This is a genomic window from Pigmentiphaga humi (genome assembly GCF_900606115.1).
Taxonomy (GTDB): Bacteria; Pseudomonadota; Gammaproteobacteria; order Burkholderiales; family Burkholderiaceae_B; genus Pigmentiphaga; species Pigmentiphaga humi.
The window spans coordinates 175,538-196,130 of the sequence record NZ_UWPJ01000017.1 but is presented as its reverse complement, the minus strand read 5'-3'; the positions used below and the strand labels follow the sequence as shown (position 1 = coordinate 196,130).

Here is a 20,593-nt window from a genome sequence, read left to right as displayed (position 1 = left end):
CCCCGCTCAGCGGTTCGGCTCGATGTTGGCCGCCTTGACGACCTGCTCGTAGTGCTCGCCGGTCGCTTTGATGTAGTCCCGGAACGCCTCGCCCATCAGCGGGGCCACGTCGAGGCCGACGGCGTTGAGCCGCTCGCGGACGGCCGGCTCATCGAGAATCTTGCGAACCTCCTGGCCGATCCGCTCGGCCAGAGCCGGCGGCGTCTTCGCTGTCGCGTAGAGGCCGACGAAAAGGCTGCCGTCAATGTTCGGATAGCCCTGCTCGGCAATGGTCGGAATGTCCTTGATGAAGGGCGGCCGCTCCTTGGTCATCAGGCTGAGGGCACGGACCGTGCCGGACTGGATCGCGGTGGTTGCCGTGGCCGGGCCGGTAATGCTCATTTGCACCTCGCCCGCGGTCACCGCCGTCACCGCTGGGGCGCCGCCGCGATAGGGCACTTGCAGCAGCTTGATGCCCGCATCGAGCGCGAGCCCTTCCATGACGATCTGGTTGACCGTGCCCGAGCCAGGCGACGAATACGTGTACTTGCCGGGAGCAGCCTTGGCGGCGGCGACCATCTGCTTGATGTCGGCGAACGGCGCCCCCTTGTGGCCGAGCAGCACCAGCGGCACGCTGACCACGCGCATGATGGGCAGCAGCGCCTTACGCGGCTCGAAAGGCATCGTCGGGAACAGCCGGGCCGGCACGGTGATGAAATCGCCGGTCGTCATCAACAGCGTGTGGCCGTCCGGCGCCGAGCGCACCACCTCGCCGACGCCGATGGTGCCGCTCGCGCCGGAGCGGTTTTCGACCACCGCCGACTGGCCGAGCGTTTCCGTGAGGCGCTGCGCGATGAGACGCGCGGCGATGTCCGCGCTGCCGCCCGGCGGGAACGGCACGACGATGCGCACCGTCCGGCTCGGAAAATTCTGCGGCTGCGCTTGCGCCGGCGCGGCCAGCAACGCGGAGGCCAGCGTGCAGGCGGCGACCGCGAGCATCGGTTCAAACAGCCGCCGCGAGCCGCGGGGCGAAGAACGGCACAGAGGATATTGCATGGAGTCTCCTTGGTTGAATCCCGGGGCTGCCCACTACGCAAGATCGGAACGCGCCTGGCCGGCCCGTTCGCAGCGGGCGGGCCGGCCGCCTGAGGCGGCGTCCGGCCCGCCCTGTCCCTAGACCTTCAGGCGGGAATAGACCCGGCGGGCGTTGTCGGTGTAGATCTTCGCCTTGTCGGCGGCGCTCAGCGAGGAGCCTTCGATGTAGCGCTTGGTGTCGTCGTAGTGGAAGCCCGTTTCGGGGTCTATGCCTCGCACGGCGCCGATGGTTTCCGACGCGAACAGGATGTTCTCGGGCGGGATGACCTTGAGCAGCAGGTCGATGCCGGGCTGGTGATAGACGCAGGTGTCGAAGAACACGTTGTTCAGCAGCAATTCCTTGAGCGGCGGCTTGCCCATGTCCTGCGCCAGGCCGCGGTAGCGGCCCCAGTGGTAGGGCACGGCGCCGCCGCCGTGCGGGATGATGAACTTCAGCGTGGGGAAGTCCTTGAACAGGTCGGACGTCAGGAACTGCATGAAGGCGGTGGTGTCGCCGTTGATGTAGTGCGCGCCGGTCGCGTGGAAATGCGGGTTGCACGAGCCGCTGACGTGGATCATGGCAGGCACGTCCAATTCCACCATTTTCTCGTAGAGCGGGTACCACCACTTATCGTGCAGCGGCGGATCCTGCCAGTTGCCGCCGGTGGGATCCGGGTTCAGGTTGCAGCCGACGAAGCCCAGTTCGTTCACGCAGCGCTCGAGCTCCGGAATGCACTTGGCCGGCTCCACGCCCGGGCTCTGCGGCAACTGGCACACGCCGGCGAAGTTCTTCGGGTACAGCACGGTCAGGCGGTGGATCAGGTCGTTGCAGACCGTGGCCCATTCGCTGCTGGTCTGGAAGTCGCCTATGTGGTGGCCCATGCCGACCGCCTTGGGCGAGAAAATCGTCAGGTCGGTGCCGCGCTCGCGCTGCATGCTCAGCTGCTTGGTTTCGACGCTTTCGCGCAACTGGTCGTCGGAGATCACGGGACGCGGAAAGATTTCGCACTTGCCGCACTCGCACGACTGCACCTGCAGGCGGCGATACTCGTTCAACTCCTCGGGGGCGGTCGTAAAGTGACCGTGGCAATCGATGATCATGGAAACTCCTGTCTACTGAAGCGGGAACGCGCTAATCGCGCAGCGCGGGATACAGTTGCTCGGCTGTCTTGTGGAAGACCCAGTCGAGGTCGTCGGCGGAGGCCCAGGCCAGGGCCTCCCGGGAATCTTGCAGGATGTCGCGCAGGCTGCCCGGGCTGGCCGGGAAATTGGAGCCCCAGGCAATGCGCTGCACGCCGAACGCGTCGAACGCGCGCCGGAAGAACGACTCCGGATCGGCCCTGCCCTGGCACGCCCGGCCGATGATGACCGGCGTGAGCTTGAGGTGCACGTTGGCATGGTCGGCCAGCGTGAACAACTCGCCGGCTGCGTCGTAAGGCGGCCCTTCTTCCAGCGGCACCCCCAGGAAGTGGTCGAGGATGATGGGCAGTTCCGGATAACGGGCCAGCAGCTCGCGCAGCTGCGGGATGCCCGCCAGCCGCATCTGCACGCATACCGGGATGCCCAGTTCGGCGGCACAGTCCCAGGCGGGATAGGTGGCGGGGTCTCCCAGGCCGGGGGCCTGGCCTTCGATCGTGCTGCCGGCGGTAAACAGGCGCAGGCCGGTCAGATTGCGCCCCGCCCAGTGGCGGATGCGCTCGGGCGCATCCGCCGCATGGACGTCCACCGAGAACACGCCGGTGAACCGCTGCGGATACTGCGCCACCGCGTCGGCCACATAGCCGTTGTCGAAACCGTAGCAGGTCGACGCATGCACGATGGCCGCCTTGGCCACGCCCGCCGCATCCATTTCTGCGATCAATTGCTCCAGCGTGGCCGGACGCTCCTGGGACCACACCGACGGCTTGCCGAACAGCGGCGCGCGCGGATAGAGACGGGTGTCGGGACTGATGATGTGCGGATGGATATCTACGACTCTGCGCTTCATTGAGGTGCTTGCTCTCGTCATTGAGCGCCGCGCGGCATGCACGGCGCCGGGGGGCCGGTCATTGCTGCGGTATCTTCGCCCGCTCGATCACGCTCTTCCATTTGGCCATGTCGGCCTCTATGCGCGCGGTCATGGCCTGCGGAGAACTCCCGGCGGCAACGTAGCCCATGGCCTGCAGCGCCGCCTGCACGTCGGGCGCGGCGACGGCGGCCTGGATCGCCTTGGACAGGCGCTCGACGACGTCCGCCGGCGTGGCGGCGGGCACGCTGATGCCGGCCCAGGACGACGCCTCGAAACCGGGCACGCCGCTCTCGGCAATGGTCGGCACGCCGGGCAGGCCGGGGAAGCGCTTGTCCGCCGTCACGCCGATCGCCTTGATGGTGTTCGAATCCAGCTGGCCGAGGATGGGCGAGAGAATCTCGAACGCCACCTGCACGTCGTTGGACCGCACCGCGGCAATCATGTCGCCCGTGGTCTTGTAGGGAATGCTGACGGCGTCGATGCCCGCCATGGACTTGAACAGCTCGGCCGCCAGATGCTGCGTGCTGCCTATGCGCGACGTGCCGATGTTCATCTTGCCGGGGTTGGCCTTGGCGTAGGCGATCACGTCGGCCACGGTGCTGAGCGAAGAATTGCCGTTCGTGATCAGCACCAGGTCGAAGCCGGCGATCGACGATACGTGGCGGAAATCCTTCGTGAGGTTGTAGGGCAGGCTCTTGAAAAGCGCCGAGCTGATGGCGGTGCCGTTGCCCGTCAGCAGCATGGTGTAGCCGTCCGGACGGGACTGCAGCACCTGCATGGCGCCCGCGGCGTTGCCTGCGCCGGGCTTGTTCTCCACGACCACGGGCTGGCCCACCTGGGCCGACAGGGCCTGTGCGACGCGGCGCGTGACCAGGTCGCCGGCGCCGCCCGGACCGAAGCCCACCACGATGGTCAGCGGCCGGGTGAAGGACTGCGCCTGGGCCGTGGCGCAAACGATCCCTGCTGCGAGTACCGCGCAGCAACGGTAAATGAAGGGGGTCAGGGGCATGCGGTGTCTCCGTTTTTATGCAGTCGTCCAGGCAGTGCCCGGCAAGCCGCATTCTGCGGGCCACCGCCGCTTTGATCCATTGAGTATTGCTGCCGCTCACTTGAGCAAATGCTCAAGGGTGGCGTCCGCGCCCCCCGGCGTCTTAACCGTCCGCTCAAGCCTCAGGCATTTTTACTCAATAGACCCGGAGCCGGCTCTGCATGCACCATGCGCTATTCACCAGCACCCACGACACCGGCATCACTCTCGAGTGCCGGCCCAAGGAGACAGCCGTGACCTTCCCCCCACTGCGCATCGGGCGCATCCCCCATGTCCTGCTCGCGGCAGCCCTGACCGCGACCTGCTCGCTTCCTGCCGCGGCGCAGCAAAACTATCCCCAACGCCCCATCCGCATGTACCTGCCCTACGGCCCCGGTGGCGTCGGCGACCTGACGGCGCGCATCGTCACCCAGAAAGTCAGCGAGATCCTGGGCCAGCAGATCGTCATCGACAACAAGCCCAGCGCCGGCGGCGTGCAATCCTTCCAGGCCGGCCTGCAGGCCGCCGCGGACGGCTATACGCTGGTGCAGGGCGGCAACGGCACCGCCATCACGCAGACGCTGGTCAAGGACCTGCCCTACAACATCGTCGACGACTTCACCCAGGTCGCCGTCATGTCCAAGTTCAACCTCATCCTGACGGTCAAGCCCGATTCGCGCTTCCACAACCTCAAGGAACTGATCGCCTACGCCAAGGCCAACCCCGGCAAGCTGAGCCTGGGCACCACCAACGTCGGATCCAGCCAGCACCTGGGCGCCGAACTGTTCAAGTCGGTCGCCGACATCAAGGCCGAGACCATTCCCTACAAGACCAGCGCGGCGCTGCTGACCGGCGTGCGCTCGGGCGACATCGATGTGGGCTTCGATTTCGTGCCGCCCATGCTGTCGTCGATCAAGAGCGGAGCCATCCGCGCGCTGGCCATCGCCGCCGACGGCCGCAACGCCAACCTGCCCGACGTGCCGACCACGGCCGAGAGCGGCCTGGACGGCTACGTCGTGGCCTCGTGGAACGGCGTCTCCATCCGCCAAGGCACGCCGCGGCCCATCATCGAAAAGCTGAACAAGGCCTTCGTGGAAGCCGTCAACTCGCCGGAAGTCGGGCAGAAACTGCGTGAAATGAACTCCGAGCCCTACGCGCTCAGCGCCGACGAATCGCGCGCCCTGATGAAGGCCGACATCGCCAAGTGGAAGGCGGTGATCGAGAAAGCGAACGTCCCCATCAACTGAACGAGCCCATCATGAAGAACGTCGTAGTACAGAACATTCCGCGCGGTCCGCAGGACCTCATCGAGGAGCTGGCCGAGCATGGCGTGGCCACCGTCCACGAAGCCATGGGCCGCGCGGGCCTGATGGCCCCTTACATGCGCCCCATCTATCCGGGCGAAAGCATCGCCGGATCGGCCGTGACCGCGCTGGTGGCGCCCGGCGACAACTGGATGCTGCACGTGGCCATCGAGCAATGCCGGCCCGGCGACATCCTGGTGGTCGGCGTGATGTGCGAGAACACCGACGGCATGATCGGCGACCTGATCTCCACCTCGCTCCAGACCCGCGGCATCAAGGGCGTGGTCATCGACGCCGGCTGCCGCGACGTGCGCGCGCTGACCGAGATGCGCTTCCCGGTCTGGTCGCGCGCCATCTCGGCGCGCGGCACGGTCAAGGCCACGCTGGGCAACGTCAACCTGCCGGTGGTCTGCGCGGGCATCAACGTCAACCCGGGCGACGCCATCGTGGCCGACGACGACGGCGTGGTCGTGGTGCCGCGCGGCGAGATCGCCGGCACGCTGGAACTGGCGCGCCAGCGCACCGAGAAGGAAAGCAAGTCGCGCCAGCGCTACCTCGCCGGCGAACTCTCGCTCGATATCGCCAACATGCGTCCGGCCCTGCAGGCCGCCGGCCTGGTCTACGTCAAAAGCGCCGAAGACCTGGACAAGCTGGACCAATGAAAACGTCCGCCACGACTCCCCAGACACACTGACCGCAGATCGCCATGACTCAAGCACAATCTCTTCCGCTCAAGATCGCCATCGCCACCTACGGGCACACCGCCGCGCTCAAGAACGGCCAGGTACCCATCGCCGGCGTCCAGCCCGACTTCGTCGAGGTCAAACCCATCATCGCGGCCTTCCGCCGCATGGTGCGCGACGTCGAATTCGACGTCTGCGAAATGGCCCCCGCCACCTACATGATCGCGCGCGAAGCCGGCAGCCCCTTCAAGGCGCTGCCCATCTCCACCTTCCGCCGCTTCCACCATGCCGGCCTGGTCTACCGCACCGACGCCGGCATCCGCGAACCGCGCGACCTCGAAGGCAAGCGCGCCGGTGTACGCGCCTACTCGGTCACCACCGGCATCTGGACGCGCGGCATCATGACCAATGAGTACGGCGTGGACAACTCCAAGATCACCTGGGTGGTCGACGACGAGGAACACGTCACTTCGCTGCAGCTGCCGCCCAACGTGGAACATGCGCAGGACGGCAAGTCGCTGGTGGATCTGATGGCCAGCGGCTATCTGTCCGCCGCCTTTACCGACAACGCCGGCATCGGCCGCGCCGGCGCGCCCACCGACGGCTGGCAGTCCGGCGGCCGCATCAACCCGACCGAATACGTCGAGATGTTCCCCAATGCCGCCGAGCTGGAAGCCGAGTGGTACAAAAAAACGGGCATCTATCCGCTGCACGCGCTCATCGTCGTCAAGGACGAAACGCTGGCCAAGCATCCCTGGATCGCCAAGTCGCTGTACGACGCCTTCCTCGAAGCCAAGAACATCTATCTGCGCCAGCTCGAAGCCGGCGAATCCGTCTCCGACAAGGATGCGCACTATCGCGCCATGTCGCGCATCGTCGGCAACGACCCGCTGCCCTACGGTTTCGAAACCAACCGCAAATCGCTGCAGGCGATGATGGACTACTGCCACCAGCAGGGCTTGCTGAAGAAGCAGCACAAGCTGGAAGACATGTTTATAGAGGTGTGACCCCCCCCTACGCGCTTCGCGCGCCCCCCCAGGGGGGCGGCACTGGCGGACCGGCGGAGCCGGATCCGCTGTGCCCTGGGTTAAACCCGACACGCTTCGATGCAAGGAGTTGGGTGGGGTAGGCCGGCGGGGCCGGACCGCGGTCTGAAGGATCAACGCAATACCAAGTAAAGGATTAAAAGTTATGGCAACTCGTCTCATCGATATTCATCCGCACATCATTTCGCCGGATACGCAGCGCTATCCGCTCGACCCGCTGGGCGGCAAGCGGTCGGGGTGGTCGGCGGAGCGGCCGGTTACGTTCGAGGAGTACGACGCCGCGATGAAGGCGGCCGGCATCGACAAGGCCGCGATCGTGCATTCTTCGACGACGTACGGGTTCGACAACTCCTATCTGGCAGACGCCATCGAAGGCAAGACCGACCGTTTCGCGGGGGTCTATTCCATCGACATGCTGGCCGACGACGCTGAGCAGAAAATGAAGTACTGGGCCGGCCGCAACATGTCCGGCCTGCGCATTTTCACCACCGGCAGCACCATGCCCGGCCAGGCGCCCTGGCTGGAAGACCCCAAACTGGCGCGGTCGTGGGGCCAGGCCGGCGACATGGGCATCCCCGTGTGCGTGCAGATGACCAAGGCCGGCATCCCCGCTCTGGAGAAGCTGCTCCAGGCGCATCCCCAGACCATCGCCATCATCGACCACATGATGAAGCCGCCCATCGCCGGCGGCCCGCCGTATGCCGAAGCGCAGTTCCTGTTCGACCTGGCCCGCTACAAGAACGTCTACCTGAAGTTCAGCAGCCGCAACACCGAAGAGATCTGGAACGGCAAGGCCACGCCGGAGACCTTCCTGGGCAAGGTGGTCCAGGAATTCGGCGCCGACCGCATCGCCTGGGGCTCGAACTTCCCTGCCGCCGAGGACAGCCTCGCCGACATCGTCGCGGCGCTCAAGCGCGCCATCGCCTTCCTGCCGGAGCAGGACCAGCACTGGATCATGGCGGGTACGGCCCAAAAACTGTATCCCACCTTGAAAGACTGAGAGGAATGCAATGAGTACCGCTCAAACGGAACAAGTCACGCTGAAGACCAATCTGGCCGATTCGCCTGTCGTGGCGGCGATGAAGGACGGCCGGGTGGCGTCGGACGTCGTCAAGCTCGACTTCTGCGGCCCCAAGACCGCGCACGACGGCTTCAAGCCGATGATCCGCAACAACGCCTTCGATGCGGGCGAGCTGGCCATCGTCACCTATCTGCAGGCCAAGGCCTACGGCAAGCCGCTGGTGATCCTGCCCGCGCCCGTGGTCGGGCGCTTCCAGCATCACTGCATCGGTTTCAACAAGGAATTCGGCCATCTCGATCCCAAGGACATCGAGGGCAAGAAGGTCGGCGTGCGCACCTATGCGCAGACCACCGGCCTGTGGGTGCGCGGCATCCTGCAGCACGAATACGGCGTGGATCTCGACAAGGTCGAGTGGTACACCGTCGACGAATCGCACCTGGCCGAGTACAGCGATCCGGCCAACTGCCACATGCTGCCCAAGGGCTCGTCGATTCCCGACATGATGCTCAAGGGCGAACTGGCCGCCGCGATCCTGGGCAACGACATGCCCAAGGACCCGCGCGTGGAGAGGCTGATTCCCGACCCGCACGCCGCCGCCAAGGCCTGGTATGAACGCGAAGGCGTGGTGCCCATCAACCACATCTTCACCGTGCACCAGGACGTCACGCGCAAGCATCCCGAAGCCGTGCGCGAGATCTACCGCATGATCAAGGAAAGCCGCCAATACGCGCCCGAATCCGCGCTGGCCACCCTCCCCCCCATGGGCATGGAAGCCAACCGAAAGGGCCTGGAAATGGCGATCCAGTGGTCCTACGAACAAAAGATCATCCCCCGCAAATTCTCGGTGGACGAACTGTTCGACGACGTGACCGGCGCGCTCAACTGAGCCGTGCGCCGGTCCGGGCCGCGCGGGCCCGTCATGCCCCGCGCGGCCCGGTTGAGTACAATCACCCCCCGGCATAGGCATGCTTGGATTCTGGGGGGCAGCATGACGCAGATCGACTGGTACTTGCAGGTCAACTTGAAGGCTCGCCATCTGCGCCTGATCACCGCCCTGTACGACTACGGCAACCTCAAGCAGGTAGCCGAAACCTCGCACGTCACCGTTCCCGCGGTTTCCAAGGCGCTGGCCGAACTCGAAAAAGGCCTGGGGCTGGAGCTGTTCACCCGCACCGCGCAAGGCCTCAAGCCCACTCCCTACGGCGAATGCCTGGTGCGTCACGCGCGCACCCTGCTCACCGAGCTGCATCAGGCCCGCGACGAACTCAAGGCGCTCAACTCCGGCGCCGAAGGCAAGGTCCACATCGGCACCTTCCCCGCCGCCACCTCCATGCTGCTGCCGCAGGCCATCACCATCCTCAAGGAACGCTCGCCGCGCACCAACGTCCAGGTCACCGAAGGCACTGCGCACACCCTGCTGCCCGAGCTGTGGCAAGGACGGGTGGACATCGTGGTCGGCCGCCTGCCGCTGCGCACCGCGGCCGACGGCTTCGAAGAAAAACAGCTGCTGGACGATCCCGTCCAGCTCATGACCCGCCGCAGCCATCCGCTGGCCGGCCGCAAGAAACTCAAATGGTCGGACCTCCAGCCCTATCCGTGGGTCCTGCCGCCCAGCGGCACCATCCTGCGCGCCCCGCTCGAGCGCACGCTCGAAGAACACGGCGTGACCATGCCCAACAACTACGTCGAGACCCTGTCCACGCACCTGGCGTGCACTTATCTGCAAATGACCGACGCCATCGCCGTCATGGCTGGAGCCTCGGCAGCCGAGTCGTCCGAACCGCTGGCCGTCCTGCCGCTCAGCTTCCCGCACCTCATGCGGCCGAGAGGCGTGCTGTGGAACCGCAACCGGGGGCTGACCCCCGGCGCCGAACTGATGATCGAATGCCTGGAAGATGCCGCCGAGCGGATCAGAAGGCGTTGCGCGGCCTGATCGTCAAGGCAGTGCCCAGGCATGGCGTTCGATCAGGGCGGAATGATGCTGCCCGTAATGGTTTCCCAGCAGCCGAGCGCTTCGACGGCCGGCGCTTCATACGGCTCCATGGGAGCGACCTGATCGGTCTGGTTGTCGCTGGAAAGCATGGTTGGCACTCCAAAAAGGTTTTCTGAAGAAAGCTCGACACTCGATAGTTGATGGGAAAACCATTCTATTGCAGCGAACTTCATCGCACCAGCCTGGCGCGGCTCGGGCGGTTGAGCGGGACGGCGGCCTTCAGTCCGGGGCGGAGCCCTCGACGATGCTTTCCAGCAACGGCATCAAGCGGACGGCGCCTGCGTAGGAAAGATGGTTGAAATCCCGATAAAGCGCCACGCCGCTCTGCGTGCCATAGCAATAGCCAGCACCTGAATTGCACAGGTACGGTACCGGATCCAGTATATGGACGGCAGGCGATGCAAGCTCGGCAAATACCGTGTCGACGAATGCCGTCCTTTCCCTGTGCTCTGCAAGCGGGCGGCGGATCGCGTCGGGATCGCCGCCGAAACGCATCAGCTTCGCCATCTGGTTGGGCACCCAATACCGATATATCGGCACCTGGCCCACGATGAACACGGCAATCCCGTGCTCGCGCAGCGTTGCCACCGTCTTGACGAAATTGCGCCTGAAGACATTGCGCGCATCGGCCGCGCTCCTGGACACCGTTTCTTCGTCTGCATAGTACGCGTCCCGCTGCCCGGCCCCCTGCAGCTGCTGTTCCCTGCCTTCGGTGAACTCTGTCCAGAAGGAGGCGAACACTACCTTCTTTATCTTGTTCCGGATCAGATAGTCGATCATTTCCCGATTCGACCGGTCGCATTGTGAATCGGCGAGCGACTCGTCGCGCGCTACGTTGTATACGCCCATTACGGGAATGCATCGGTATACCCAGAGATTCTGGCCGTGGCGGTTCGCAAGCTCCGCCAATACCGGCGCCACGACGCCTGCGTGGCTGTCGCCCCAGAGCACGATGTCCGGAGGCCTGTCGCCATGCATCGCCCCGACGGCCAGATGTGGAGACACACGGTGCGGGGTCAGCCTCTGCGGAGGTACGCGATAGGCCTCTGTGTACGCTTGCAGGACATCCTCCGGCATCCGATGCGGATAGCCGTGTCCCAGATCGATGACGACGCCAGCGCCGATCGCCGCCAGGATGCCTGCTCCAAACATGATGAGCGCGGGCCGCTGCCCGACTGCCGGCCCCCGAAATGGCCGTTCGATGTATCGGTAGGATCCCACGGATACCACGACGGAAATTGCCAATAGCGCCGCGACGGCAAGCGTGCCCAATGGCGAAGCCGAGACATATCGGGCAAAGACGAGCAATGGCCAGTGCCATAAATACAGGGAATAGGAAATCAATCCGACGCAGACCACCGCCCTTGCCGCCAATGCTCGATCAACCCAGGTCCGCCCAAGGCTTCCGCAGAAAATGACGGCGGCGGCTCCGGCACAGGCCAGGACGGACGACCAAGCCGAGAACACGGTGTTCCGGCCGAATCCGACGATGGCGATCAGAACGGCCAGCATGCCGGCCGCCGCCAGCGCTTCCCTTGCCCAGAATGGCCACTTCACCCCGGCTCGTGCGTCGGTCTCCCGGACCGCCAGCAGCACACCCAGCAACAGCTCCCAGGCGCGTGTCGGCAACAGGAAGAAGACAGCGTCGGGATCGACGATGATGAAGGATGCGCTCAAGCCCAGCGACAGCGCGATCGCGCCGAGCAATACCGGCGCCTGCCAGCGCTTCGACGCGCGCCACAGGAGCAGGAGCAGAGGCGGATAGAGAATGTAGAACTGCTCTTCCACCGACAATGACCAGCTGTGAAGCAGCGGCATCGTCTCCGCTTCTTCGTTGAAGTACCCGCTCTTCAGCCAGAAATACAGATTCGATGCGAATAGGGAAAGCGCCAGCAGGGAACGCCCGAAATTCTTGAAGTCGGTGGGCATCAAGATGAACGACGATGCGATCACGGTGAACACGATCACCGCAAGCAAGGCGGGCAAAATGCGCCTGGCCCGCCGAATCCAGAATTGCGCGAGGGAGAATGTCCCCGCGTCGCGCTGCCGGGCGATGCTTCTGGTAATGACGTAGCCGGAAATGACGAAGAAAATGTCTACGCCGACATAGCCGCCGCCGAAGCCGCGCCATCCCGCATGGTAGAGAACCACCGCGATGATGGCCACGGCGCGCAGACCATCGATTTCCGGTCGATATTGCGATCGCGTCGCTTGAATCATCTGTTCGGCTGGACGGATCGCGCTATTGCGGCGCGGCATCACCGGGAATCGGCCGAACCCGGCTCTGGATCGGCCTCGATCCGCAGACTCACCGTGAAATGGGCATGCACATTCGGATCGTCATGGCCGTCCAGAATCCTGCCCTCGACTTCCACCCAGGCGTGGCCAGGCAGGCCTCCATCGGTGGGAGTCTTACGAAAACCCTGCACCCACGTGGCGCGACGGCCGTCGTTCCTCAATGCCGCCAGCACGGCCAGCGAGCGGATCACGCAGGCGCCGGCCTGCGTGATCCTGGCCTTGCGCACTAGCGCGGTCGACCAGCGCGCGGCGCTGAGATAGCGGAGTTCGTCCCAGTGCATGCCGCGCCGGCGTTTCAAGCCTCGGACCACGTCGTGCGGATTGGAATGCCGGCGCAGGCTGCCCAGGACATCCAACAGGATCGGGGCGAACAGGACGAGATCGCGCAGCAGCCCGACCGCCTTGCCCAGGTAATAACGGGGGAAGTAGCCGTCACGCATCGCCGCCCGATCCAGCAGCAGGCGCGCAAGCAGACGCGAGCGCACCGTGTGCTCGAGAACGAGGCGCTGCCGCGCCGGATCGCAGATGGACAGGAAGGCTTCGAGGGAATGCCGCAGCCCCAGGACTGCCGCCCGGCGGCGCAGGCCGTCCATCGTCACCCGGCCCGACTCCAGCAGTACCTGCAGATCGAGATAGTCCGACGCCTTCAGGCGCCAATGATCCCCGCACCAGCCGCGGTTGATGACCAGACCCGCGAGCACCTGGCCGGTCCAGTCGAAAGCCGGGATGGACGGAGCGCCGTCCACGGCCAATTCCATGGAATGGGCTTCCAGTGCGGCATGCAGCGCCTTGCTCCGCCTGGCGTTCATGCTGCCCAGCGGCATCAGGCTGCGGTGGATGTCGGCAATCTTCCGGCCCTGGCCGTTCAACAGCGTGCCAGCGTTGTGGCTTTTGCTGTCGGGAGGAGCCGGAACGAACGCCCACCCCGCGGGCAGCCTCGAAACCGCCTCGGGCAGAGATTCAGGAGGAACGTACAGATCGATATCGCCATGCGAACGCATCAGGCGATCGGGATACGCGTGCTGGAATACGCCGCCCTTGAATGCGTAGTAGCGCATATCCGACGCGTTCCAGCACTGCCGCAGTTCTGCGAATGCCGTCTCGAGGACGGCCTTCTGCATTTTGTGCCGAGTGTATTCCAGCCCCAGCAGGCGGCGCAGCGAATGTCCGTCTGGCAGGACGCCGAACAGCCATCCGGTCAGTCTCCAGGCCCAGGCGTCTTCCGCTTGCAGATCGGTGAAGTTCCGCTCGGTAATGGCGATGCGGATACGTTGCATCGACGCCGTCTTGTGCTCCAGCCGGGAATTTTCCGGTGGAGCGATGGGGATCAAGGCATGCACTCGGCCTGGGCGGTCGAAGTACGGATCAGCCGGGGATGCCGGGACTACCCGTGACGGTTTCCCAACAGCCCAGCGCTTCGACGGCGGGGGCTTCGTAGGAAGGTTCTTGAGGCAAGGCCTCGCTGTTCTGGCCAGGGTTCGCAATCATCGCGGATACTCGGCGTAAAGTCGGTCGAACTTCATTTTATTTCACGGACGCCGCTTTGCGCCACCACTATAGTGCATCCCCTGATACACGCCGCCCAAGGATAACGGACGCCACCCATTGCTCATGGCTTCGGCGCGCCGCCGGAAGCAAAGGCTGGCCCACGGCCTCCCAAAGATACTGCGCCTGCGCGACCGCCGGCAGCGATGCCAGCGGGTAGGGCTGGAAATTCCGCAAATAGTGGATGGCGCCCAGGCGCAGCGGCGAGCTGGCCATGTCGCGGTGCCAGCGGATGTTCCAGAGGTGCTTGATGCCTTCCGGCGACGGCTCCCGTCCGCTGCTGGGCCGGGTATCCGCATGGACGTTGTCGGGCAGCAGCCGAACGTGCCGGTCTACGCTGGTGCACTCGCCGGAGCGCATATCCACCCACAGGGTATCCTCGGCCACGGCCATGGCGCCGCCGGCGAGCTGTTTCAGCAGATGCGTGGATTTGCCGCTGCCGCTGCGGCCGAGCACGGCAGTAACGCCGCCGCCGGCGGGCGCGATGTAGCCGCTCGCATGCAGCATCAGCACCCCGCGCGCGCGAATCGCCTCGATCACGGCCAGGTGCAAGGCAATGCGGGGGAAATCCCCCCAGTAGTCCAGGCGCAGGCCGGCTCCAACCTCGAGCCGGCAGCCTCCCGAGGACGAGCGCGCCAGCAAGGTCTGTCCGTCCAACAGTTGCACGTCGGCGGACTGGCCGGGCAGGAACGTGAGGGAACGCCAAGCGGACGGAGCGCAAGCCTCCTGCCTGCGTCCGGCCTCGTCGTCCAGCCGCCTCAAAGAAAGCGGGCCGTCCTGCCACAACGGCGCCAGGGACGGCAGCCGCTCCGCCACCCATTCCGCCACCTGCGCGGGGACGCTCTCGTCGCACTGCATCTTGCGGCGTTCAGGCTGCATCGTTCGCCGGCGGTTCGTCCGAATTCCGAATAGTGATCAGCGCGTGGCCGGCGAGCGACTGGGCCCATGCCGCGACATCGGCGCCGGCATGCTCCGCCGAAATCTTCCATGCCTGGACGAGGATCTGCGCGAGCGTCGCGGCATCGGCCGGACAGGCCCGCCACAGCAGGACACCGGTGGAATTGAGGCGAAACGCCTCTCCGGTGACCGAATTCATGATGACGCCCTCAGTGCCGAGATCGGTGAAAACGACATCCGGATTGAGCGTGATGCGGGAATTTGAAATGATGGTTGCCATAGGCTGTTACGGAACAGTCCGGTGATGATGATGGATCTCGGGCGGGCTTGCGGGGCCGCGCGCTGCGCACGCAGGCGGTCCGGGAGGAAAGCAGGAGCCCCGGAAAGTACCGCCTCCGGCATCCGGGCGCAACTCGCCGCCCCTGCTCACCCCAGCCACCGTCCCACCGCCGCCAGCACCCTCGCCGTTGCTCCCGTATACGCACCGCTGAACTGCAGCGCCGCCTCGCGCATGGCCTGCCGCCGTGCGGCGTCGTCGAGCAGCGCTAGCGCCTGGAGCCAGGCCTCGTCGACATCGGCTGCCCGCAACGCGGCCCGGGCAGCGATGGCGTCTTCGGATGCCTGCGAAAAATTGAAGGTATGGGGCCCCACGATGACAGGCACACCGCAGGCGGTGGCCTCGATGAGATTCTGGCCGCCCAGCGGCGCGAAGCTGCCGGCGACGATGGCGACGTCGGCCGCAGCATAGTAGAAGGGCATCTCGCCCAGGCTGTCGCCAAGCAGCACCACGGTACCGGGGGCGGCGGCCGGGAACGGCATGCCGGCCAGGCGCGAGCGCCGCTCCACGGCCAGGCCCGCGGCCTCGGCCATGGCCGCCACCTCGTCGAAACGCTGCGGATGGCGCGGAATCACCACGGCCAGCGGCCGGATCCCGCCGGCACTGGCGGGCATGGCGCGCACGGCGGCCAGGATGGCGGCCTCCTCGCCCTCGCGCGTGCTGGCCCAGGCGACCACCGGCCGGCCGAGACGCCGGCGCCAGTCAAGGCCGGCCTGGATCAGCTCCTGCGGCAAGCGCAGGTCGAATTTCAGATTGCCCACGACCCTGGGATCGCGCGCGCCGATTTCGCGCAGGCGGTCCGCATCGGCCTGGGTCTGCGCCAGGACGGCATCGAGACCGCCGTAGGTGCGGCGCGCCAGGCTGGCTACACGCCGGGTCTTGCGCGCCGATGCGGCCGACAGCCGCGCGCTGACCAGCGCCAAGGGCACGCCATGGCGGCGCCCCGCCGCCACCAGGTTCGGCCATACCTCGGTCTCGACCAGCAGGCCGCAGCGCGGCAGGAAATGGCGGTAGAAACGGCGCACCGCCCCGGGCATGTCGTAGGGCAGCCAGGCTTGGCGCAAACGGCCCTGAGCGATGTCCCGCTCGAACAGGCGGGCCCCTTCGGCACGGCCGGTGGCCGTCATGTGGGTCAGCAGCACGGGCAGGCCCCGATCCAGCAGGGCGAGCACCAGCGGCTGCGCCGCGCGGGTCTCGCCCAGGCTGACGGCATGCACCCATACCGGCGCGGCATGCTGCTCCGCCTTGGCAGCGCCGTAGAAACCGAAGCGCTCGGCGGGAAACACCCCGTACCCCGGTTCGCGCCGGGCGCGCCGCCAGATGCGCCAGAGCAGGAACGGCGTCGCCAGCCGCCACGCCAGCGTATACACGCCTTGCAGCAGCGCGCCTTTCATGGACGCCATGCCTCGGCGGCGCCCGGCCCGCGCCCCGGCTCCGCTGCCGGCAAGGCCTGGCCGATCGCCGCGAGCACCTGTTCGCACGACGGCGGCGTGCCCTTGCCGCCCAGGCTGGCCGTGAATGCCGCGCCGGTCACAGGCGCCAGCGCCGGATCGTAGTCGGCATAAATGCCTACCGTGGGCCGCCCCAGCGCGCCCGCCAGGTGCGTCAGGCCACTGTCGAGCCCCACCACCAGGGACGCGCCCGCCAGCACCCCGGCTGCGTCGGCCAGTCCCATGCGCGGCAGCGCCTGCGCCATATCGATACCGGAGATCAGCCGCTGCGCGCGTGCCTGCTCCTCCTCCGAGCCGGCGAACACCAGCGGCGCATAGCCCGCCACCGACAGCCGCTCCAGCACGATTCGCCAGGACGCCTCCGGCCAGAGCTTGGTCGCCCGGCTGGCGGACGGCATGATCGCCACATAGCGCATCGGCAGGCCGGCCGGCGGCTCGGCCCGGATGCCGAAATCCGGCGGGCCCTCCAGCGCGTACCCCAGCGACAAGGCCGCCAACTCGCGCATCCGCACCACTGCGGACTGCTCGAACACCACCCGGTGCCGATATCGATAGAAAAACGAAGCGAAAGGATCTCGCGCCGAGCGCAGGTCGCAGCCGTGCAGGGGGCCATGCGCCCAGCGCGCCACCAGCGCCGACTTCCACAAGCCCTGCATGTCGATCACCGCGTCGTAGCGCTCGGCCTGCAGCCGCCGGCGCAGCGCCAGGCGCTCGGCCTTGACCGGCGCCGACCACCAGGCCTTGCGCCAACGGCGCAAGGCGATGGGAATCACTTCGTTCAATTGCGGGTGCAAGGCAGGAATCGCCGCGAACGACTCCTCGGCGATCCAATCGATCCGGGCACCGGGAACATGGCGGACGATGTCGGAAACGGCAGGCAGCGCATGGACGATGTCGCCCATGGAAGAAGTCTTGACCAGAAGAATGCGTGGCACGGACGGAAGGCGGTCGGGCCTGGCGGTGGAAAGGGCGGATTTTAACCCGCGATGCCCTGCGGGCTGCCGGCGCGCGGCATCCGCCGGAACCTGGCCGCCAGCCCCCGAAGCCGGCGCAGCACGGCGGGCCAATCCTTCCCTGCCAACCGTCGCCGTACCGCCCGCATCAACCGGGCGTCGCCCCACGGCACGTCGAGGTGGAAGGCACCGACGTGCGACATGGCAAGCCCGGCATAGCGCTGGTGGAAATGCCCCCACCGCGTACCGGGCAGCGCCGGACGCTCGACGATCTGCGGCCGCATCGCGGCAGGGACGATGGCTTGCAGGCAGGCCTGGACCAGATCGTGGCCCGCGCCGCACGCCATGTGGGCGGTGCCGGTCAGGCGCGGATTGATCTCCAGCAGCCACGCTCTCTCCTGCTGATCGAGAATGAAATCGAAGCCATGGAATCCCGACAGCCCCATCCGGCTGGCGAGCTTGGTCACGGCATCCAGCATGCCGGCGTGCGCGATCCGCTCGACCACCACGGAAGGCCCTCTCTCCCGATGCGTGGCCAGCACCTTCAGCGAAAGGTGCGCAACGACCTCTCCCTTGATGCAGAAGATTGAACACGTCGCATCGGCTCCGGGGTGATACTGCTGCATGACGATGCTGCGACGATGGGCCGCCTCTCGATCGCAGGACAGATCGAACAGCCATGCGCGCAGCCGTCGATACGGCATGCGGAACGAGGACGGCCGCGCCGCCTCGTCCCTCGGCGCCGTCAACTGCCGGTACGCATGCCGCAACTCATCGTCGGAGTTGGCCACCCGCACCCCCGAGCCGGCGGACGAACCCTCTGCCTTGAGCACCACCGGAAAGCAGGCGGCGGGAGGACAGGCCGATTCTCTTTCGCCGTCCAGCACCCGGCCCTCCGGCTGCAAGAGATCTTCCCATTGGCCAACCCACTGGAAAAAGGCCGAACGGCTGGAAACGATGTCGAAATACGCGGGATCCCCGAGCGAGCGCTCCAGCAGCTCCCGGGTTTCAGGCGCCGCTCGCCACAACGCGTGCAGCATCCGGGCCGCTACGTCGCCGCAGGGAATGACGATGGAAGGCCGCTCGGCCGCCAGGATGCGCCGCAAATCCTCCTGGGGCGACAGCGAGAGAGACGGGCGCAAATGCCTGGCGCCGGTCACGTACGCCAGCAAGTGGTATCTGGAGCAATAGGCGATGACCTGGACACCCTGCTCCACGAATGCCCATGCCAGCAAAGCCCCGATATCGCCATGCCCTTCCCCCACCAGCAAGACCGGGCCGGGCAGAACAACGGAAGACGGGATGGACATGGGCTGGCGCAGCGGCAATCTGCTTAGAATCGCGACCGCTTATTGTAACAACCAGTTTCAATTCGCGATAGCGATGCTGCGGCCAGGCTACACCCCGCCGTTCTCCCACTGCGCCACCCAGTAGGCCGTCGATGCGTCATGCCCCTCGGCCAACCGCCCACTCGTCAGTTCGGCGGCAATGCCCGTGGCCAGGATCTTGCCGTACTCCACGCCCCATTGGTCGAAGGGGTTGATTCCCCACAACACGCCCTGCACGAACACCTTGTGCTCGTACAAGGCCAGCAGCGCGCCGAGCGCATGGGCGTTCAGGCGCGGCAGGACGATGAGGCTGGAAGGCCGGCCGCCGGGATGCGCCTTGTGGCGGGCCAGCCAGGCCGCGCGCGCGGCATCCGGTTCCTTGGCCGCCAACTCGGCCTGCAGCGTCTGAGCGCTCTTGCCCTTGAGCAAGGCCTCGCGCTGGGCCAGGCAATTGGCCACCAGCAGGCGGTGATGCTCCGGAAAAGGATGATCGGCATCGCGGCAGATGATGAAGTCCACCGGCGCGCCCTCCGGCCCCTGGTGCAGCCACTGGAAAAACGTATGCTGGCCGTCGGTACCGGGCATGCCCCACACCACCGGGCCCGTCGGCAGCGAAACCGGGCGGCCCGCCCGATCCACCGACTTGCCCAGCGATTCCATCTCGAGCTGCTGCAGATAAGGCACCAAATGCATCAGCCGGGCATCGTAGGGCGCGATATTCAGCGATGCATAGCCGTACACATTGCGGTTGACCAGCCCGGTCAGCGCCATTTGCACCGGCATATTGTTTTCCGGCGGCGCCGTGGCGAAATGCTCGTCCATCGCCGCCGCCCCCTGGCGCAGCCCGTCTAGCGCTTCGGCGCCTAGCGCGAGCGCGATCGGCAGGCCGATCGACGACCACACCGAATAGCGTCCACCGGCCCATTCCCAGAACCGGAAGATCCGTTCCGGCGCCACGCCCATGCCTCGGGCCGCCTCCGGATTGGCGGTCACAGCGACCACCTGGGCCCACGGCTCGGCAATGCCGGCCTCGCGCAGCCATTGCAGCGCGCGCTGCGCATTGCTCATGGTCTCGACCGTCGTGAACGACTTGGACGACACCACCACCAGCGTACGATGCGGATCCAGGCCCAACAGGCCCGCCTCGATCGCGTGTCCGTCGATATTGGCCACGAAACGCATCTCGCGGCGCGTTCCGGCATAGCCCAGCGCCGCCACCACCAGCTTGGGGCCCCAGTCGCTGCCGCCTATGCCGATATGCACCACGCTGTCGAAGCGCCCTTCGGCGTCCAGGTGCCGCACGAAGGCCCGCAGCCTGTCCTGCTCGTCGCGCACCTTGGCTGCCGCCATCCCGGGTGGCTCTTCCGCCCGCAGCGCGGTATGCCAGGCAGCGCGCTGCTCCGTGCCGTTGACCGCGCTGCCCTGCAACAGGCGGCTGCGCCAATCGTCGAAATCCCGCGCGACCAGCAGCGCCAGTCCGGCGGCGCGCAGCGCCGGCGACTGCGCCTGCGTGCTGAGGTCGAGCGACAGGCCCGCCGCCTGCAGCACGCGCAGCGTGCCGCCGCGCCGGTCCGCCTGCCCGGCAGCCTCGGCAAACGCCTGCCACGCAGGCAGCTCCGCCAACGGCATCTCTACCCGGGCCCCACCGG

The 20,593-nt window shown here is 66.4% G+C and carries 19 protein-coding genes; 6 read left to right on the top strand and 13 right to left on the bottom strand.

What is annotated here, in order from left to right:
• Window positions 1-6: 6 nt before the first annotated feature.
• The 4 genes from PIGHUM_RS11090 to PIGHUM_RS11075 form a co-directional block, all read right to left on the bottom strand.
• Window positions 7-1,035, bottom strand: coding sequence for a Bug family tripartite tricarboxylate transporter substrate binding protein (locus tag PIGHUM_RS11090; RefSeq protein ID WP_124079645.1), 1,029 nt, complete (start codon window positions 1,033-1,035; stop codon window positions 7-9).
• A gap of 117 nt (window positions 1,036-1,152) precedes the next feature.
• Window positions 1,153-2,154, bottom strand: a complete 1,002-nt coding sequence (locus PIGHUM_RS11085; protein WP_124079644.1) for an amidohydrolase family protein — start codon at window positions 2,152-2,154, stop codon at window positions 1,153-1,155.
• A 31-nt stretch (window positions 2,155-2,185) separates the two neighbouring features.
• A complete protein-coding gene (locus PIGHUM_RS11080) occupies window positions 2,186-3,040 on the bottom strand; it encodes an amidohydrolase family protein (protein WP_124079643.1) in 855 nt (284 codons plus the stop codon).
• Between the two features lie 58 nt (window positions 3,041-3,098).
• Entirely contained in the window at window positions 3,099-4,070 is a 972-nt protein-coding gene (locus PIGHUM_RS11075) for a Bug family tripartite tricarboxylate transporter substrate binding protein (protein ID WP_124079642.1), read from the bottom strand.
• Between the two features lie 200 nt (window positions 4,071-4,270).
• Here PIGHUM_RS11075 and PIGHUM_RS11070 point away from each other — a divergent pair, with 200 nt between their 5' ends.
• From PIGHUM_RS11070 to PIGHUM_RS11045, 6 genes are all read left to right on the top strand, one after another.
• Entirely contained in the window at window positions 4,271-5,335 is a 1,065-nt protein-coding gene (locus PIGHUM_RS11070) for a Bug family tripartite tricarboxylate transporter substrate binding protein (protein ID WP_124079641.1), read from the top strand.
• Between the two features lie 11 nt (window positions 5,336-5,346).
• Complete coding sequence (locus tag PIGHUM_RS11065; protein WP_124079640.1) at window positions 5,347-6,054, top strand: 4-carboxy-4-hydroxy-2-oxoadipate aldolase/oxaloacetate decarboxylase; 708 nt, start codon at window positions 5,347-5,349, stop codon at window positions 6,052-6,054.
• 44 nt (window positions 6,055-6,098) lie between these two features.
• Window positions 6,099-7,082 carry an ABC transporter substrate-binding protein gene (locus PIGHUM_RS11060; protein WP_124079639.1) on the top strand — a complete coding sequence of 328 codons (984 nt, stop codon included), beginning with the start codon at window positions 6,099-6,101 and terminating at the stop codon, window positions 7,080-7,082.
• Window positions 7,083-7,266: 184 nt separating this feature from the next.
• Complete coding sequence (locus tag PIGHUM_RS11055) at window positions 7,267-8,121, top strand: amidohydrolase family protein (RefSeq protein ID WP_124079638.1); 855 nt, start codon at window positions 7,267-7,269, stop codon at window positions 8,119-8,121.
• A gap of 10 nt (window positions 8,122-8,131) precedes the next feature.
• Entirely contained in the window at window positions 8,132-9,028 is an 897-nt protein-coding gene (locus PIGHUM_RS11050; RefSeq protein WP_124079637.1) for a substrate-binding domain-containing protein, read from the top strand.
• 102 nt (window positions 9,029-9,130) lie between these two features.
• The gene (locus PIGHUM_RS11045; protein ID WP_124079636.1) at window positions 9,131-10,075 is read left to right on the top strand and encodes a LysR substrate-binding domain-containing protein; all 945 of its coding nucleotides are present in this window, start codon (window positions 9,131-9,133) and stop codon (window positions 10,073-10,075) included.
• A 279-nt stretch (window positions 10,076-10,354) separates the two neighbouring features.
• On the opposite strand, the gene PIGHUM_RS11040 is transcribed toward PIGHUM_RS11045, so the two are convergent.
• The 9 genes from PIGHUM_RS11040 to pgi all read right to left on the bottom strand — a co-directional run bounded on the left by PIGHUM_RS11040 (window position 10,355) and on the right by pgi (window position 20,573).
• Window positions 10,355-12,394 carry an acyltransferase family protein gene (locus tag PIGHUM_RS11040; protein WP_124079635.1) on the bottom strand — a complete coding sequence of 680 codons (2,040 nt, stop codon included), beginning with the start codon at window positions 12,392-12,394 and terminating at the stop codon, window positions 10,355-10,357.
• Window positions 12,394-13,710, bottom strand: a complete 1,317-nt coding sequence (locus PIGHUM_RS11035; protein WP_124079634.1) for a lasso peptide biosynthesis B2 protein — start codon at window positions 13,708-13,710, stop codon at window positions 12,394-12,396. The genes PIGHUM_RS11040 and PIGHUM_RS11035 overlap by 1 nt, the downstream gene beginning before the upstream one ends.
• 88 nt (window positions 13,711-13,798) lie before the next feature.
• Window positions 13,799-13,921, bottom strand: coding sequence for a hypothetical protein (locus PIGHUM_RS24345; RefSeq protein WP_281279075.1), 123 nt, complete (start codon window positions 13,919-13,921; stop codon window positions 13,799-13,801).
• Between the two features lie 66 nt (window positions 13,922-13,987).
• Window positions 13,988-14,857 (bottom strand): P-loop NTPase family protein, encoded by an 870-nt coding sequence (locus tag PIGHUM_RS11030; protein ID WP_124079633.1) that lies wholly within the window; start codon window positions 14,855-14,857, stop codon window positions 13,988-13,990.
• Window positions 14,847-15,155, bottom strand: a complete 309-nt coding sequence (locus PIGHUM_RS11025; RefSeq protein ID WP_124079632.1) for a PqqD family protein — start codon at window positions 15,153-15,155, stop codon at window positions 14,847-14,849. The genes PIGHUM_RS11030 and PIGHUM_RS11025 overlap by 11 nt, the downstream gene beginning before the upstream one ends.
• A 146-nt stretch (window positions 15,156-15,301) precedes the next feature.
• Window positions 15,302-16,594 carry a 3-deoxy-D-manno-octulosonic acid transferase gene (locus PIGHUM_RS11020; protein WP_124079752.1) on the bottom strand — a complete coding sequence of 431 codons (1,293 nt, stop codon included), beginning with the start codon at window positions 16,592-16,594 and terminating at the stop codon, window positions 15,302-15,304.
• Between the two features lie 8 nt (window positions 16,595-16,602).
• Window positions 16,603-17,598 (bottom strand): lipopolysaccharide heptosyltransferase I, encoded by a 996-nt coding sequence (gene waaC / locus PIGHUM_RS11015; RefSeq protein ID WP_281279074.1) that lies wholly within the window; start codon window positions 17,596-17,598, stop codon window positions 16,603-16,605.
• Between the two features lie 41 nt (window positions 17,599-17,639).
• A complete protein-coding gene (locus PIGHUM_RS11010; RefSeq protein WP_124079631.1) occupies window positions 17,640-18,926 on the bottom strand; it encodes an ATP-grasp domain-containing protein in 1,287 nt (428 codons plus the stop codon).
• A gap of 87 nt (window positions 18,927-19,013) precedes the next feature.
• The gene (gene pgi / locus PIGHUM_RS11005) at window positions 19,014-20,573 is read right to left on the bottom strand and encodes a glucose-6-phosphate isomerase (protein ID WP_124079750.1); all 1,560 of its coding nucleotides are present in this window, start codon (window positions 20,571-20,573) and stop codon (window positions 19,014-19,016) included.
• Window positions 20,574-20,593: the final 20 nt, after the last annotated feature.

Excerpts from the sequence above, each read along its gene's own strand:
- PIGHUM_RS11035 (WP_124079634.1), bottom strand. The coding sequence starts at position 13,710 with ATGCAACGTATCCGCATCGCCATTACCGAGCGGAACTTCACCGATCTG.
- pgi (WP_124079750.1), bottom strand. The coding sequence starts at position 20,573 with ATGCCGTTGGCGGAGCTGCCTGCGTGGCAGGCGTTTGCCGAGGCTGCC.
- PIGHUM_RS11030 (WP_124079633.1), bottom strand. The coding sequence starts at position 14,857 with ATGCAGCCTGAACGCCGCAAGATGCAGTGCGACGAGAGCGTCCCCGCG.
- PIGHUM_RS11045 (WP_124079636.1), top strand. The coding sequence starts at position 9,131 with ATGACGCAGATCGACTGGTACTTGCAGGTCAACTTGAAGGCTCGCCAT.
- PIGHUM_RS11040 (WP_124079635.1), bottom strand. The coding sequence starts at position 12,394 with ATGCCGCGCCGCAATAGCGCGATCCGTCCAGCCGAACAGATGATTCAA.
- PIGHUM_RS11060 (WP_124079639.1), top strand. The coding sequence starts at position 6,099 with ATGACTCAAGCACAATCTCTTCCGCTCAAGATCGCCATCGCCACCTAC.
- PIGHUM_RS11025 (WP_124079632.1), bottom strand. The coding sequence starts at position 15,155 with ATGGCAACCATCATTTCAAATTCCCGCATCACGCTCAATCCGGATGTC.
- PIGHUM_RS11050 (WP_124079637.1), top strand. The coding sequence starts at position 8,132 with ATGAGTACCGCTCAAACGGAACAAGTCACGCTGAAGACCAATCTGGCC.
- PIGHUM_RS11075 (WP_124079642.1), bottom strand. The coding sequence starts at position 4,070 with ATGCCCCTGACCCCCTTCATTTACCGTTGCTGCGCGGTACTCGCAGCA.
- PIGHUM_RS11080 (WP_124079643.1), bottom strand. The coding sequence starts at position 3,040 with ATGAAGCGCAGAGTCGTAGATATCCATCCGCACATCATCAGTCCCGAC.
- PIGHUM_RS11010 (WP_124079631.1), bottom strand. The coding sequence starts at position 18,926 with ATGTCCATCCCGTCTTCCGTTGTTCTGCCCGGCCCGGTCTTGCTGGTG.
- PIGHUM_RS11090 (WP_124079645.1), bottom strand. The coding sequence starts at position 1,035 with ATGCAATATCCTCTGTGCCGTTCTTCGCCCCGCGGCTCGCGGCGGCTG.
- PIGHUM_RS24345 (WP_281279075.1), bottom strand. The coding sequence starts at position 13,921 with ATGATTGCGAACCCTGGCCAGAACAGCGAGGCCTTGCCTCAAGAACCT.
- PIGHUM_RS11055 (WP_124079638.1), top strand. The coding sequence starts at position 7,267 with ATGGCAACTCGTCTCATCGATATTCATCCGCACATCATTTCGCCGGAT.
- PIGHUM_RS11085 (WP_124079644.1), bottom strand. The coding sequence starts at position 2,154 with ATGATCATCGATTGCCACGGTCACTTTACGACCGCCCCCGAGGAGTTG.
- PIGHUM_RS11065 (WP_124079640.1), top strand. The coding sequence starts at position 5,347 with ATGAAGAACGTCGTAGTACAGAACATTCCGCGCGGTCCGCAGGACCTC.
- PIGHUM_RS11070 (WP_124079641.1), top strand. The coding sequence starts at position 4,271 with ATGCACCATGCGCTATTCACCAGCACCCACGACACCGGCATCACTCTC.